Source organism: Mycobacterium sp. IS-2888 (assembly GCF_001954215.1).
In the GTDB taxonomy this organism is placed as follows: Bacteria; Actinomycetota; Actinomycetes; order Mycobacteriales; family Mycobacteriaceae; genus Mycobacterium.
Window position 1 is genome coordinate 18,069 of record NZ_MBET01000104.1, and the last position, 14,496, is coordinate 32,564.

Consider the following 14,496-nt stretch of genomic DNA (forward strand, 5'->3'; position numbering starts at 1 on the left):
CGTCCGGGTCGGATCAGCAATGTGCGGCTGCTGTCACAGCGCATCGGTTCCGCGTTCACCCGTGCGGACCCGCACTATGGTTTCCACGGGACTCACCCAGACCTTGCCGTCACCGATCTTGCCGGTGCGCGCCGACCGAACGATGCTGTCCACGACCTTGTCGACGATCGAGTCGTCGACAACGACCTCGATCCGCACCTTCGGCACGAAGTCGACCGAGTATTCCGCGCCCCGGTAGACCTCCGTGTGGCCCTTCTGCCGTCCGTAGCCCTGAACTTCGCTGACCGTCATCCCCAGGACGCCCGCCTCCTCGAGGGTGGTCTTGACGTCATCAAGGGTGAACGGCTTTACGATCGCGGTGATCAGCTTCATGCGTGCTCTGCCTCCACTTTCTCGTCCACCCAGTCCTCAGAACCGTTACGGTCGTCCAGCGCGGTTCGTGTCGGGAGCCCAGACCCCTGGCCGCCGATCACTCCAAAATCGTAACCGCTCTCCGCGTGCTCGGCCTCGTCGATACCCGAGGATTCCGCCTCGGGGTTGAGGCGCAACCCGATGGTGTACTTCAGGATCAGGGCCAGGATGAGCGTAACGATGCCGGAGTAGAACAGGACGGAGAACGCGCCGACCGCCTGCCGCTCCAGCTGCGCCCAGCCGCCGCCGTAGAACAAGCCCTTCGATACACCGGCCACGCCGTTGATCGCCGGGCTCTCCGGCGCGGCGAGCAGGCCGACCAGCAGCGTGCCCGCCAGACCGCCGACCAGGTGCACGCCGACCACATCGAGCGAGTCGTCGAAGCCCAACCGGAACTTCAGCCCGACCGCCAGCGCGCAGACCACGCCGGCCACCGCACCGACCGCGATCGCGCCCAGGATGTTGACCGACGAGCACGACGGGGTGATGGCAACCAGCCCGGCGACGATGCCCGACGCTGCGCCCAGTGTCGTGGGCTTCCCGTCGCGGATGCGCTCGGTCAGCAGCCAGCCGAGCATGGCGGTGGCAGTGGCGACCGTGGTGGTCATGAATGTCGATCCGGCGGCGCCGTTCGAGCTGGTCGCCGACCCGGCGTTGAACCCGAACCAGCCGAACCAGAGCAACCCGGCGCCGAGCATCACGAACGGCAGGTTGTGCGGCCGGAACAGCGTCGTCGGCCAGCCCTTGCGCTTGCCCAGGACGATCGCCAGCATCAGGCCGGCCACACCGGAGTTGATATGGACCGCGGTACCGCCGGCGAAGTCGATCGCGTGCAACTTGTTGTTGATCCAGCCGCCGTGCTCGGAGGCGAAGCCGTCAGCCGCGAAGACCCAGTGCGCGACCGGGAAGTAGACCAGCGTCGCCCACAGCCCGGCGAACACCAACCACGCGGTGAACTTCAGCCGGTCCGCCACCGCACCCGAGATCAGCGCGACGGTGATGATCGCGAACATCAGCTGGAAGGCCACGAAGACGGTGGCCGGCATGGTGCCGGCGAGCGGGATGTCGACCTGCGCGACGCCCTTGGTGGCGTCGGCCTTCACGGCATTGCCCCCGATCAGCTTGGCCAGACCCCAGTAGTCGGTCGGGCTGCCTACGACGCCACCCTTGTCGTTACCGAACGACATCGAGTAGCCGTACAGCACCCACAGCACTGTCACCACGCCCATGGAGCTGATGCTCATCATGATCATGTTGAGCACGCTTCTGGTGCGGACCATGCCGCCGTAGAAGAAGGCCAGACCCGGTGTCATCAACAGCACCAGAGCGGAACTCGCCAACATCCAGGCGGTATCACCGGTATCGGGTTGGCCCAATTGCGGGAAACTCACTCGCTTTCACCTCCGGTCGACATGAGTAGGCCGACAGGCAGGTGCCTGTGGCCTGCGAGAACCATGCGCAATTGTTGTTTCGGCAATGGGGCCGCCATGTTTCGGCGGTATTAACGTCCCGCGTGGCATGTAAGCGGTCTCAGCCGAGCAGCGCGTCCACGAATGCGGCGGGCTCGAAGGGCGCCAGGTCGTCGGGTCCTTCGCCGAGTCCGACCAGCTTTACCGGCACGCCGAGCTCTTGCTGAACGCGGAAAACGATGCCGCCCTTGGCCGTTCCGTCCAGCTTGGTCAGTACCGCGCCAGTGATTTCCACGACCTCGGCGAAAACCCGCGCCTGCGCCAGCCCGTTCTGTCCGATGGTGGCGTCGAGGACCAGCAGCACCTCGTCGACGGCGGCGCGCCGGGTGACCACCCGCTTGACCTTGTCGAGTTCGTCCATCAGCCCGACCTTCGTGTGCAACCGGCCGGCGGTGTCGATCACAACGACGTCGGCACCCGCGGCGATCCCCTTGTCGACCGCGTCGAAGGCCACCGACGCCGGATCGGCGCCTTCGGGGCCGCGCACCACCTCGGCGCCCACGCGCGCCGCCCAGGTCTGCAGCTGATCGGCGGCCGCGGCTCGGAACGTGTCGGCGGCGCCGAGGACGACGCGGCGCCCGTCGGCGACCAGCACCCGGGCCAGCTTGCCGACGGTGGTGGTTTTTCCGGTGCCGTTGACGCCGACGATCAGCAGCACCGACGGGTGGTCGGCGTGCGGCAGGGCGCGGATCGACCGGTCCATGCTGGGTTGCAGCTCGGTGATCAGGATGTCGCGCAGGACCGCCTTTGCGTCGGCCTCGGTGCGCACGTTGCCGCTGGCCAGGCGGCTCCGCAGCTGCGAGACGACCGAGTCGGCGACCACGGGGCCCAAATCGGCGACCAACAGCGTGTCCTCGACGTCCTGCCAGGAGTCCTCGTCCAGGTCGCCGCCGCCGATCAATCCGAGCACGCTGCGGCCCAGGGCGTTCTGCGATCGGGCCAGCCGGCCGCGCAGTCGTTCCAGCCGGCCTTCGGGCGGCGCGATGGCCTCGATCTCGGCGGCGGCCGGCGCCTCCGGGGCCTCTGGTGCCACCGGCTCGGGTTCGGGCACCGCGGGTTCGGGCGCCGCCTCCGGGAGGTGGACGTCGGAGATCGTGCGCCGCGGCGCGTCGCGGGGAACGGTGGCGTCGTCGCCGACGGCGGGCAGCCCGGCGGTGTCGAGCCGGTCTGCCGTCGGTGCGGACTGGCTGAAGGTAATGCCCGACGAGGCGGTGTAGCCGCCCGAGCGGTCGATCGCGCCCGGTTCGGCCGTCGTCGTCAGGCTGATGCGGCGGCGGCGGTAACGGCGCAGACCCAGGACCAACGCGACGATGATGAGCAGGGCGGCGATGGCGCCCAAGACCGCGATGGCGATCCAAAGACCTTGCGACACGCTGACATTCTTCCAAGCGGCCGCGCGCCGGTTGGACCGGCCCTAGTTGGAACTGGAGACCAGCTGCTCCACCTGCTGGCCGCGCATGCGCTGCGAGATCACCGCGGTGATGCCGTCGCCCTGCATGGTCACGCCGTACAGCGCGTCGGCGACCTCCATCGTCGGCTTCTGGTGCGTGATGATGATGATCTGCGACTGGGCGCGTAGCTGTTCGAACAGGCCGATCAACCGGCGCAGGTTCACGTCGTCGAGCGCGGCCTCGACCTCGTCCATGATGTAGAACGGCGACGGGCGGGCCCGGAAGATCGCGACCAGCATCGCCACTGCGGTCAGCGCCTTTTCACCGCCGGACAGCAACGACAGCCGGGTGATCTTCTTGCCGGGCGGACGCGCCTCCACCTCGATGCCGGTGGTGAGCATGTCGTCGGGATCGGTGAGCCGCAGCCGGCCCTCGCCGCCGGGAAACAGCGCGGTGAACACGTCGGAGAACTCGCGTTCCACGTCGTTGAAGGCGTCGGTGAACACCTGCAGGATGCGGGCGTCGACGTCGGCGACGACGTCCAGCAGATCCTTGCGGGCCGCCTTGACGTCCTCGAGCTGGGTGGACAGGAAGTTGTAGCGTTCCTCCAGCGCGGCGAACTCCTCGAGCGCCAGCGGGTTGACCCTGCCCAGCTCGGCCAGCTCGCGCTCGGCGCGTTTGGCCCGGCGCTCCTGGGTGGCGCGGTCATACGGCATCGGCGCGGGCATGGTCACCTGTTCGCCGCGCTCGCGGGCCTGCTCGAATTCGGCCATCTCGAGATCGGTGGGGGGCAGCGCGACCTCGGGGCCGTACTCGGCGATCAGGTCGGCCGGCGCCATGCCGAACTGCTCCAGCACCATCTGCTCGAGCTGCTCGATGCGCAGCGCCGCCTGGGCATTGGCCACCTCGTCGCGGTGCAGCGAATCGGTCAGGGTAGCCACCCGGGCCCCCAGCTGCTGCACCTCGTCGCGGACCGCCGCCATGGCCACTGACCGCTCCTGACGCTCCGCGACCAGCGCGTCGCGGATTTGCGACGCCGCGTCGACCACGCGGTCGAGCCGCTCGGCCAGCAGCCGCCCGGCATCGGCCACCGCCGCGGCCACCGCGGCCGCGCGCAATCGCGCCGCATGCGCTTGCTGGGCCCGGATCCGCGCCTCGCGTTCGGCGGCGGCCGCGCGGCGTAGCGAATCCGCCCGGCCGCGCACCGCGTTGGCCCGCTCCTCGGCGGTGCGGACGGCGAGCCGCGCCTCCACCTCGGCGCCGCGGGCGCTTTCGGCGGCGGCCGCGATCTGCTGGCGATTGACGGGGTCGGCCACCTGCACGTGCTGCGTTTCTTGGGCGTTGCGCAGCCGCGTTTCGAGCTCGGTGACCTCTTCGACGGTCTGCGCCCGGCCCGACTCCAACTCCTCGCGCTGGTGCAGCAGCCGGTTCCACTCCTGATCGGCGGTGCGGGCGTCCTGACCGAGCCGGCCGAGCTGCTCGTACATCGCCGAGATCGCGGTGTCGGATTCGTTGAGCGCGGCCAACGCCTGCTCGGCGGAGTCTTGACGGGCGCTCTGCTCGGTTAGTGCGCCGGACAGCGCCGCGCTCAGCTGAGCCACCTGCGCCTCCGCCGCGGCGAGCTCGCTGCCGGCCTTGTCGATTTCCGACGTGAGCTCCAGCGTGGACAGCTTGCGGTCGGAGCCGCCACTCACCCAGCCGGCGCCCACCAGGTCACCGTCGACGGTGACCGCGCGCAATTGCGGCCGCGCCGCCACCAGATCCAGCGCCTGGCCCAGGTCGCCGACCACGGCGACCCCGGAGAGCATGGCGACCATCGCGCCGCGCAGCCGCTGCGGCGCCTCGACCAGATCGAGCGCCCATAGGGCGCCGCCGGGTAGCTCACCGGCCGGTGCGGGATTATCGGCGGGCCAGTCGCCCAGCACCAGGGCCGCGCGGCCGCCGTCGGCCGCCTTCAGCGCGGAGACCGCCGAACGGGCGGCGCCGAAGCTTTCGACGGCCAGCGCGTCCGCCGCGGACCCGAGCACCGCGGCCAACGCCGTCTCGTAACCGGACCGAACCTTGACCAACTTGGCGACGGGGCCGAAAAGCCCTGCGACGCTGTAGTTTTGCGTAAGCCACGCCGCGCCGTCCTTGCGCTCGAGGCCCACCGAGAGCGCATCGATGCGGGCCCGCAGCGACGCCACCTGACGTTCGGCCTCCCGCTCGGCGGACTGCAGCTCGGCGACGCGTTCGTCGGCCAACCGCAGCGCGGCCACCGTGCGTTCGTGGTGCTCGTCCAGGCCGACCTCGCCCTGGTCCAGTTCGCCGACGCGGCCCTGCACCGTTTCGAACTCCGCCTTGGTCTGCTGCGCGCGGGCGGCGGCGTGTTCGATGCGTTCGGTCAGGCGCGCGACGCTGTCGTCGATCGATTCGACGCGCGCTCGCATCGTCTCCACCTGACCGGCCAGTCGCGCCAGACCCTCCCGCCGGTCCGCCTCGGCCCGGACCGCCGCCAGGTGGGCCCGGTCGGCCTCGGCGGCGGCGCGCTCGCGCTCGGCCAATTCCGCGCGGGCGGCATCCAGCCGGGTGCCCGCCGCGGCCAGCTCGGCCAACAGCCGCTGCTCGGCGGCCGCGACCTGCTCGGCCTCGGCTTCCAGCGCGTCGGGGTCGGTGTCTCCGGTCGTCGCCGGCTCGACGTCGAGATGCTGGGCGCGCTCGTTGGCGATGCGCACGGTCGCGCCCACGCGTTCGGCCAGGGCGGAGAGCCCGAACCACGTGTGCTGAACCGACTCGGCGCGGCCGGACAGGTCGGCGAGCGCGGTCTCGTGCGCGGTCAGCTCCTCGGATGCCACCGCGAGGCGGGCGGCGGCCTCGTCGTGTTCGCGGCGCATCGCCGCCTCGGCCTCGAGGATCGCGTCGCGCTCCACCTGCCGACTGACCAGGTCGTCGGCGGCCAGCCGCAGTTTGGCATCGCGCAGATCGGCCTGGATGGTTTGGGCGCGGCGGGCCACCTCGGCCTGCCGACCCAGCGGTTTGAGCTGACGCCTTAATTCGGTTGTCAGATCGGTGAGCCGGGCGAGGTTCGCCGACATCGCTTCGAGTTTGCGGAGCGCTTTTTCCTTGCGCTTGCGGTGCTTGAGCACGCCGGCGGCTTCCTCGATGAACGCGCGGCGATCTTCGGGTCGCGACTGCAGGATCTCGTCGAGCTTGCCCTGCCCGACGATCACGTGCATCTCGCGCCCGATGCCCGAGTCGCTTAGCAGCTCCTGCACGTCCATCAAACGGCAACTGGCGCCGTTGATTTCGTATTCACTTGCGCCGTCGCGGAACATCCGCCGAGTGATCGACACTTCGGAGTACTCGATCGGCAGCGCATTGTCGGAGTTGTCGATGGTGACGGTGACTTCGGCGCGGCCCAGCGGTGCGCGCGACGAGGTGCCGGCGAAGATGACGTCTTCCATCTTTCCGCCGCGCAGCGTCTTTGCGCCCTGCTCCCCCATCACCCAGGCCAGGGCGTCGACCACGTTGGATTTGCCGGAGCCGTTGGGGCCCACCACGGCGGTGATGCCGGGCTCGAAGCGCAGAGTCGTCGGCGATGCGAAGGACTTGAAGCCCTTCAGCGTCAGACTCTTGAGGTACACGGCTCGCCAGACTACCGGTCAAATTGCCCGCGTCCGGCTCTACCGAAGGGTGTCGGCCAGCACGAAATTTGCCTGCCGTTCACATATCGGCGCACTGGCCACACGGGCCACATCAGTCACTCGGTCAGCGCTCGACGAAACCGTCGAACTGCTCGGTCGGCGCCGACCAATCGGCGACGACCTTGTCGACGTGTCCGGGCGTGCCGCCGCCGTCGAGCAGCTGCAGCAGTTTCTCGCCCGCCTCGCGCGGGCCCTGGGCGACCACCCGGACGCGGCCGTCGGGCTGGTTGGCCGCATAGCCGGTGAGGCCCAGCTCCAGCGCGCGGCAGCGGGTCCACCAGCGGAAACCGACGCCCTGGACCCTCCCGTGCACCCAGGCGGTGAGCCGGACTTCAGGATCCGACGTTGGATTCGACACTGGCGACCTCGAACTTGACTTCTGTGCCGGATTTCAGCGTGCGCCCGACCGTGCAGACCAGGTCGATGGCCCGGTTGACCACCACGAGCAGGCGTTCCTTTTCCTCCTCGGACAGTCCCGACAGGTCGAGCTCGAGGGTCTCCTCGAGCAGCGGATAACGCTCTTGTTCCCGGTCGGCGGGCCCGGACACCTTGACCACCGCGTTGTAGTCGTCTCCGAGCCGGCGGGCCAGCGGCTCGTCGCTGGCCATCCCGCTGCACGCGGCGAGCGCGATCTTGAGCAGTTCGCCGGGGGTGAATACGCCCTCGACGCCTTCGGAGCCGACGAGCACCTGCGCGCCCCGTGAGCTGCGTCCGGTGTAGCGGCGCGATCCGGTGCGTTCGACCCACAGTTCCGTCATGTCTTCTTTCTACCGGGCGACGGGGCGGGCCGGTATCAGCCCGTTGAGTGTGCGTCCTGGGCGGCGCCGCTCGGCGTGTCGCCGCCGTGGGCTCACGCTCAAGGCCGTCGACGCGCACTCAAAGGGACGCCCGGCATACTGCGTTCCATGGCCACCGTCGTCGCGTTCCATGCCCATCCGGACGACGAGGTCGTTCTCACCGGCGGCACGCTCGCGCGGGCGGCCGCCGCCGGGCACCGCGTCGTTGTGGTCACGGCGACCGATGGGCGCGTGCATGACGCGGACGATGACGTCCGGCTGGACGAATTACGTTCGAGTGCAGACATTCTCGGGGTGCATCGGGTCGAGTGCCTGCACTATGCCGACAGCGGCTACGGCCCGGATTTCTATCCGGATCCGCCCGGCCGGGTCAGATTCGGGCGCGCGAATGTCGATGAGGCAGCCCAACGGCTGTCCGACATACTTCGCGACGAAGACGCGGACCTGCTGCTCAGCTACGAGCGCAACGGCGGTTATGGGCATCGTGATCACGTGCAGGTACACCGCGTCGGCAAACGGGCCGCCCAGCTTGCCACGACCCCGCGGGTGCTCGAGGCGACCATGCCGCGCGAATTATTGCGCCGTACCAGCGATCTGGCTCATCTGCTACGGCTACCCGCACCATACGAGCAAGACATCGTCCGCACTGCATACGCTCCGCGGGCGAGCATCACCCATCGCATCAACGTCTTTCGTTTCGCGCGGCAGAAGCGGGACGCGCTCGCCGCACACCGCTCGCAGATCGGCGGCTCCGGCCGGACCGCGCGCCTGTTCGAGGCGCTGCTCCGAGTGCCACCCCAACTCTTCGGTCTGATATTCCCGTGTGAGTGGTTCGTGGACCCGGCCCTATCGCCAGCATCGCCAGTAGCTTTGCGCCGCGACATTTTCGATTGATCGGCATGCACACTCAACGCCGGGGCCGCGGCTGGCATTTCGGGCAGTAGTACGACGACCGGTTCATGAACCTCTCCCGGCGCATGACCGCGCCGCAGCGCCGGCAGCTTTCACCTGCACGGCCATAGGCGTCCAGGGAGCGGTCGAAGTACCCCGACTCGCCGTTGACGTTGACATACAACGAATCGAACGATGTCCCGCCCTGCGCCAGGGCTTCGCGCATCACCTCCGCGGCCGAATCCAGCACCGCGCCAAGCTGTTTGCGGGTCAGCGTCGCGGCGATTCGCGAACCGTGCACCTTGGCCCGCCAGAGCGCTTCGTCGGCGTATATATTGCCGATCCCCGACACCACCTGCTGATCCAGCAGCTGGCGCTTGATCTCGGAGTGCTTGTGCCGCAACACTTTTACGACAGCCTCGGCATCGAACCGGGAATCGAGCGGGTCACGCGCCAGGTGCGCGACGGGCTGCGGCACCACACTGCCGTCCACGTCCACGAGGTCGGCGAGCATCCACCCGCCGAACGTCCGCTGGTCTGCAAAGCTCAGCACGGTCCCGTCGTCGAGCAGCGCAGAGATGCGCACATGATCGGCGCGCGGGACGGTCCCCAGCAGCATCTGCCCGCTCATGCCGAGGTGAACGACCAGTGCCTCACCGGATTCCAGCGTCAGCCACAGGTATTTACCGCGACGATCCGTTCCGGTGATCCCCACGTCGAGCAGGCGGGCGGTGAGGTCGGCGGGCCCGGCCTCGTGCCGGCGCACCGCGCGGGGATGGTGGACCCGAACGGCGGTGATCGTCTTGCCCACCACGTGGGCCTGCAAGCCGCGGCGCACCACCTCGACTTCGGGCAGCTCGGGCATTCAGGCGGAGGATTTCCCGGCGGTGTCCAGCACTTCCAGCGCTTTCCAGGTTGCTGCGGCGGCCTTTTGCTCGGCTTCCTTCTTGGAGCGGCCCACCCCGGACCCGTATTCGGTTTCCATCACGACGACGACCGCGGTGAATTCCTTGTCGTGGTCCGGTCCCGTGGATGTGACGACGTAGGACGGCGCGCCCATGCCGCGCGCCGCCGTCAGCTCCTGCAGGCTGGTCTTCCAGTCCAGCCCGGCGCCGAGCGTGGGCGCGGCGTCCAGCAGCGGGCCGAAGAGCCGCAGGATCACCGCGCGCACCGTGTCGATGCCGTGCTGCAGGTAAATCGCACCCAGCAGCGACTCCATGCCGTCGGCAAGGATGCTCGACTTGTCGGCTCCGCCCGTGTTGGCCTCGCCGCGGCCCAGCAGCAGATGAACGCCGAGGCCGCCTTCGGCCAGGTTGCGCGCCACGTCGGCCAGTGCCTGGGTGTTGACCACGCTGGCCCGCAGCTTGGCCAGATCTCCCTCCGAACGGTCGGGATGGCGGTGGTAGAGCTCGTCGGTGACGGTCAGGCCCAGGACGGCGTCGCCGAGAAACTCCAGCCGCTCGTTGGTCGGCAGCCCACCGTGCTCGTAGGCATAGCTGCGGTGTGTCAACGCCAACGAGAGCAGCTCGTCGGGCAGCTCGACTCCGAGCGCGTCGAGCAGGACCTGCCGCGAGCTCACTGCTCACCCCGCGAATCCCGCTGGGACGCTTCGGGTTCCAACATCTGAGTCAGCTTCGCCCATCGCGGGTCGATGCGGTCATGGCGATGGCCCGGCTCCGCGGCGAGGGAAATACCGCATTCGGGGCACAATCCCGGGCAATCCGGCCTGCACAGCGGGGCGAACGGAAGCTCCAGTCCGACGGCGTCGACGATGGGCTGCTCGAGGTCGATCGTGTCCCCGACGACGTGGCCGACCTCGCCTTCCTCGGTGGTCGCCTCGGTCGTGCTGTCCGGATACGCGAAGAGTTCGGTCAACGCGACCTGCACGCGACCGGTGACCTCGGTCAGGCAGCGGACACACTCGCCGACTGTCGGCCCGGCCACCGTCCCGGTGACGAGGACGCCTTCGGACACCGACTCGACCCGCAGGTCCAGTTCCACCGGTGCGCCGGGCTCGATCGCGATCATGTCCCGCCCGATGCGCGACGGGCTGGGCACGGTGTCGCGCAGGGTGACCATGGCGCCCGGGCGTCGCCCGAGCCGGGTGATATCGATCGCCATCGGCGAGGTCGGGTGTCGCCGCGCCGTGGTGCTGTGCTGCCGCGCCATAGGGGAAATCCTACGGCGCGCGCCGTCCGGCGCGAGGGCGCAACGAAGCGGTCAACGGCCGCCGGGGGGCTAGCGCGTCGCGTAGTCGTGCGTGCCGGCCGCCGTGCGCAGCTGGTGGCGGCCACGACCCACGGAGCGCAGCGTGCCGTTGAGGAACTCCTCGAACTCGGCGAGCTTGTTGTCGACGTAGATATCGCACTCGCCGCGCAAGCGATCGGCCTCGGCGTGCGCCGTGTCGATGAGGCGGGTGGATTCCGCGTTGGCCGCCTGCACCACCTCGTTCTGCGACACCAGGCGCTGCTGTTCCTTGATGCCCTCTTGCACGGCTTTCTCGTAGGAGATGTTGCCGTTTTCGATCAGCCGGTCGGCTTCGGCCTGGGCGCGGCCGACGCTGGCTTCGTACTCGCGCTTCGCCGCGGTGGCGATGCGAATCGACTCCTCACGGGCCTCCCCGAGCATCCGCTCGCTGTGCTGGCGCGCCTCGCTCACCATGCGGTCCGCCTGGGCCTTTGCGTCCGAAAGGATGCGATCGGCCTCGGCGCGGGCGTGGTTGAGCATCGACTCCGACTCGGTGGTCGCCGAGGACACCATGGACTCGGCGTGCGTCTTGGCGTCGTGCAGCATCGAATCACGCGCGTCGAGCACGTCCTGGGCGTCGTCCAGCTCGCCAGGGATTGCGTCTTTGATGTCGTCGATCAGTTCGAGGACGTCACCGCGGGGCACCACGCAGCCGGCCGTCATCGGCACGCCGCGGGCTTCTTCGACGATGGCGCCCAATTCGTCCAGCGCTTCAAACACTCGATACACGGCCATGCCCTCCTGGCGTCTTGCAAAAGCTCCTGTTGTTACCAGTGTGCCTGGTGTTACGTCTGTGACGGCGGTGGCGAGGCCGGTGTGTCGGGCATTTGCTCGGGGAACAAACGGGAAAACCCCAGCACACTGGCGTTGACCAGATCGTTACCGTCCATATTTGCGGCAGTGCCGGAGTTGGCAAAGTCCGGTTATTTTGCGGTCAGTATATGAGCCTGTGCCAACCCCCGACCTTTTCGCCGTCGCGCTGCGGCGCTCGGCATACCTAGCGTTTGCCCCAATCCCAGCGCGGGGTTGTCAGCAGGCTCTGGCCGGTGATGCGGGTCTCGCCGAAGTCCTTGTACAGCTCGATGCCGACCGCCGCATCCTCCAGGAAACCCAGCAGCGAACGCGAATGGGTGACGACTACCACCTGGGTCTGCGACGCCGCCGCGCGGATCAGCGACGCCAGTGGACCGACCAGGCTCGGGTGCAACGAGGTTTCGGGCTCGTTGAGCACCATCAGCGACGGCGCCTGCGGGCTTAGCAGGGCGGCGGCCCACAGGAGAAACCTCAGGGTGCCGTCGGACAACTCGGCCGCCCGCAGCGGGCGCAGCATGCCGCGCTGGCCCAGCTGGAGGTCGAACAGCCCGTCGTTGACGACGACCGAGACCGACGCGCCGTCGAAGGTGTCGGCGACGATGCGGCTCAACTCGTCGATTTCGGCCTCGATGATCGTCTGAATGGCGGCGGCCAGATCATGGCCGTCGTCGGAGAGCACCGTGGTGCGGGTGCCCACCTGCGGCCGCCGCGCGGGCGCCCCGGCGTCAACCCGGAAGCCGTCGTAGAAGCGCCAGCCGCGCAGCCGCTCACGCACGGCGGCGAGTTCGGGAAGCGCTTGCGGGTTGGCATATTCCGCCAGCACGCTGCGATACGACGGCAACGTTCGGCACAGCTCGTCGAAGCCACGGCCCGATTGCGCGCTGACTTCGGCGAAAGTGCGTGTCCTGCGCACCAGGGTGCTCGCCGCCCGCAGTACCGGGCCAACGAACAACGCCTCTCGCTTGATCTCCGGATCGCGTGCGAACGCCGAACGGGCCCGCCCGGTCGACTGCGGTAGCCCCAGATCCACCAGATACCCGAAATCGTCTGCGGCGAAGCCGAGTTCGAGTGACACGGGCCGGTTGTTGCGCGCGGTTCCTTGCGCCTTTCCCGTCCGGCGCGCGGCGCCGAGTTGCTCGGGCCCGGCCCATAGGACGGATTCCAGGCCGCCCTCGCGGGCCAGCGACCCGATCACCTCGCCGCGACCGCAATCGGCCAGCAATCGCAGCGCGCGATACAACGATGACTTTCCGACGCCGTTTTCGCCCGTGATGATCGACAGCCGGCCCAGCGGCAGGATTACTTCCCGCAGCGAGCGGTACCCGCGGATCGCGACGGTTTGCAACACGTGCCCGACTCTAACTTCGCCGGCCGACAGCGCGCGGGATATACCCCTATAGGGTATTATCGCCACCGTATCGCCGCAGGACGAACCGGAGCGGAGGACCAGTGACAGGCAAAGTGCTACCGGCAATCGGGCACGCGTTGGCGCTGGCGGGGTCGATGACGTGGGAGATCACCTGGGCTCTGATCCTGGGCTTCGCGTTGTCGGCGGTGGTCCAGGCCGTGGTGCGCCGCTCAACGATCGTGAACCTGATGGGCGACGATCGGCCTCGAACGCTGGCGGTGGCCGCGGGGCTGGGAGCCGCGTCGTCGTCGTGCTCCTACGCCGCCGTGGCCCTGGCCCGATCGCTATTCCGCAAAGGCGCGAACTTCACCGCGGCCATGGCGTTCGAAATCGGTTCCACCAACCTCGTCGTCGAGTTGGGCATCATCCTCGCCCTGCTGGTGGGCTGGCAGTTCACCGCCGCAGAGTTCGTCGGCGGCCCACTGATGATCGTCGTACTGGCCGTGCTGTTCCGGCTTTTCGTGCGCTCGCGCCTGATCGACGCCGCGCGCGAGCAGGCCGAGCGGGGAATCGCCGGATCGATGGAAGGCCACGCCGCCATGGACATGTCCATCCAAGGCGACGGCTCCTTCTGGCGGCGGCTGCTCTCCGCGCAGGGCTTCACCTCGGTTTCGCATGTGTTCGTGATGGAGTGGCTGGCGATCCTGCGCGATCTCGTGCTGGGCCTGTTGATTGCGGGTGCCCTCGCGGCGTGGGTTCCCGAAAGCTTTTGGCAGAGCTTCTTTTTAGCCAGCCATCCCGGCTGGGCCGCGCTGTGGGGACCGCTCGTGGGGCCCATCGTGGCGATCGTGTCCTTCGTCTGTTCAATCGGCAATGTGCCGCTGGCCGCGGTGCTTTGGAACGGCGGCATCAGCTTCGGCGGTGTCATCGCGTTCATCTTCGCCGACCTGATCATCCTGCCGATCTTGAATATCTACCGGAAGTACTACGGCGTCAAAATGGCGCTGGCGCTGCTCGGCACCTTCTACGTCGCGATGGTCGCCGCCGGGTACCTCGTCGAATTGATCTTCGGCACAGCCGATCTCATCCCACACTCCCGCAACGCCACGGTCATGGAAGCGTCGATCTCGTGGAACTACACCACGTGGCTCAACATCGCCTTCCTCGGCCTCACGGCCGTCCTGGTCCTGCGGTTCGTCACCTCAGGGGGACTTCCGATGCTGCGCATGATGGGCGGTTCGCCCGAGGCACAGCCGGATCAGAGTGGCCACAGCCACCACTAGCGTTCTTGCAGGAGGCGGGAATCCCGTCTCCGGGGAAGTTGGTCCTTCATGGCCGTGGACTCCGTCACCGCTGGCTGCGTGTCACCCGGCGGCCGGCTCAGAAGTTACCCGCAAACTTGGCCCATCTGTCCGTCATAGGGGCTCGCGCCCTCGCAATCGCCCA

General features: G+C 68.4%; 13 protein-coding genes. 2 read left to right on the forward strand and 11 right to left on the reverse strand.

All coding sequences use genetic code 11. The features are described from left to right. Window positions 1-33: 33 nt before the first annotated feature. The 6 genes from glnB to A5745_RS21190 all read right to left on the reverse strand — a co-directional run bounded on the left by glnB (window position 34) and on the right by A5745_RS21190 (window position 7,712). Window positions 34-372 (reverse strand): nitrogen regulatory protein P-II, encoded by a 339-nt coding sequence (gene glnB, locus A5745_RS21165; RefSeq protein ID WP_076063176.1) that lies wholly within the window; start codon window positions 370-372, stop codon window positions 34-36. Next, window positions 369-1,754, reverse strand: coding sequence for an ammonium transporter (locus A5745_RS21170; protein WP_076063355.1), 1,386 nt, complete (start codon window positions 1,752-1,754; stop codon window positions 369-371). The genes glnB and A5745_RS21170 overlap by 4 nt, the downstream gene beginning before the upstream one ends. 187 nt (window positions 1,755-1,941) lie before the next feature. Next, complete coding sequence (ftsY, locus tag A5745_RS21175; protein WP_076118676.1) at window positions 1,942-3,252, reverse strand: signal recognition particle-docking protein FtsY; 1,311 nt, start codon at window positions 3,250-3,252, stop codon at window positions 1,942-1,944. 42 nt (window positions 3,253-3,294) lie between these two features. Then, window positions 3,295-6,894 (reverse strand): chromosome segregation protein SMC, encoded by a 3,600-nt coding sequence (gene smc / locus A5745_RS21180; RefSeq protein WP_076118679.1) that lies wholly within the window; start codon window positions 6,892-6,894, stop codon window positions 3,295-3,297. Between the two features lie 124 nt (window positions 6,895-7,018). Further along, the gene (locus A5745_RS21185) at window positions 7,019-7,312 is read right to left on the reverse strand and encodes an acylphosphatase (protein ID WP_076063182.1); all 294 of its coding nucleotides are present in this window, start codon (window positions 7,310-7,312) and stop codon (window positions 7,019-7,021) included. Next, window positions 7,287-7,712, reverse strand: a complete 426-nt coding sequence (locus A5745_RS21190; RefSeq protein WP_076118681.1) for an OsmC family protein — start codon at window positions 7,710-7,712, stop codon at window positions 7,287-7,289. The genes A5745_RS21185 and A5745_RS21190 overlap by 26 nt, the downstream gene beginning before the upstream one ends. Before the next feature lie 147 nt (window positions 7,713-7,859). Between A5745_RS21190 and A5745_RS21195 the strand changes: the two genes are divergently transcribed. Further along, window positions 7,860-8,645, forward strand: a complete 786-nt coding sequence (locus A5745_RS21195) for a PIG-L family deacetylase (protein WP_076118684.1) — start codon at window positions 7,860-7,862, stop codon at window positions 8,643-8,645. Window positions 8,646-8,658: 13 nt separating this feature from the next. On the opposite strand, the gene mutM is transcribed toward A5745_RS21195, so the two are convergent. The 5 genes from mutM to A5745_RS21220 all read right to left on the reverse strand — a co-directional run bounded on the left by mutM (window position 8,659) and on the right by A5745_RS21220 (window position 13,050). Next, the gene (gene mutM, locus A5745_RS21200; protein ID WP_076118686.1) at window positions 8,659-9,507 is read right to left on the reverse strand and encodes a DNA-formamidopyrimidine glycosylase; all 849 of its coding nucleotides are present in this window, start codon (window positions 9,505-9,507) and stop codon (window positions 8,659-8,661) included. Then, window positions 9,508-10,221 (reverse strand): ribonuclease III, encoded by a 714-nt coding sequence (rnc, locus tag A5745_RS21205; RefSeq protein ID WP_076063189.1) that lies wholly within the window; start codon window positions 10,219-10,221, stop codon window positions 9,508-9,510. Beyond that, window positions 10,218-10,811, reverse strand: coding sequence for a DUF177 domain-containing protein (locus tag A5745_RS21210; RefSeq protein ID WP_217695297.1), 594 nt, complete (start codon window positions 10,809-10,811; stop codon window positions 10,218-10,220). The genes rnc and A5745_RS21210 overlap by 4 nt, the downstream gene beginning before the upstream one ends. Window positions 10,812-10,880: 69 nt before the next feature. Beyond that, complete coding sequence (gene sepIVA / locus A5745_RS21215; RefSeq protein ID WP_076063359.1) at window positions 10,881-11,618, reverse strand: cell division protein SepIVA; 738 nt, start codon at window positions 11,616-11,618, stop codon at window positions 10,881-10,883. Between the two features lie 268 nt (window positions 11,619-11,886). Next, window positions 11,887-13,050 carry an AAA family ATPase gene (locus A5745_RS21220; protein ID WP_076118688.1) on the reverse strand — a complete coding sequence of 388 codons (1,164 nt, stop codon included), beginning with the start codon at window positions 13,048-13,050 and terminating at the stop codon, window positions 11,887-11,889. A 101-nt stretch (window positions 13,051-13,151) separates the two neighbouring features. On the opposite strand from A5745_RS21220, the gene A5745_RS21225 reads away from it, so the two are divergent. Beyond that, window positions 13,152-14,333, forward strand: coding sequence for a permease (locus A5745_RS21225; protein ID WP_076118690.1), 1,182 nt, complete (start codon window positions 13,152-13,154; stop codon window positions 14,331-14,333). Window positions 14,334-14,496 lie beyond the last annotated feature (163 nt).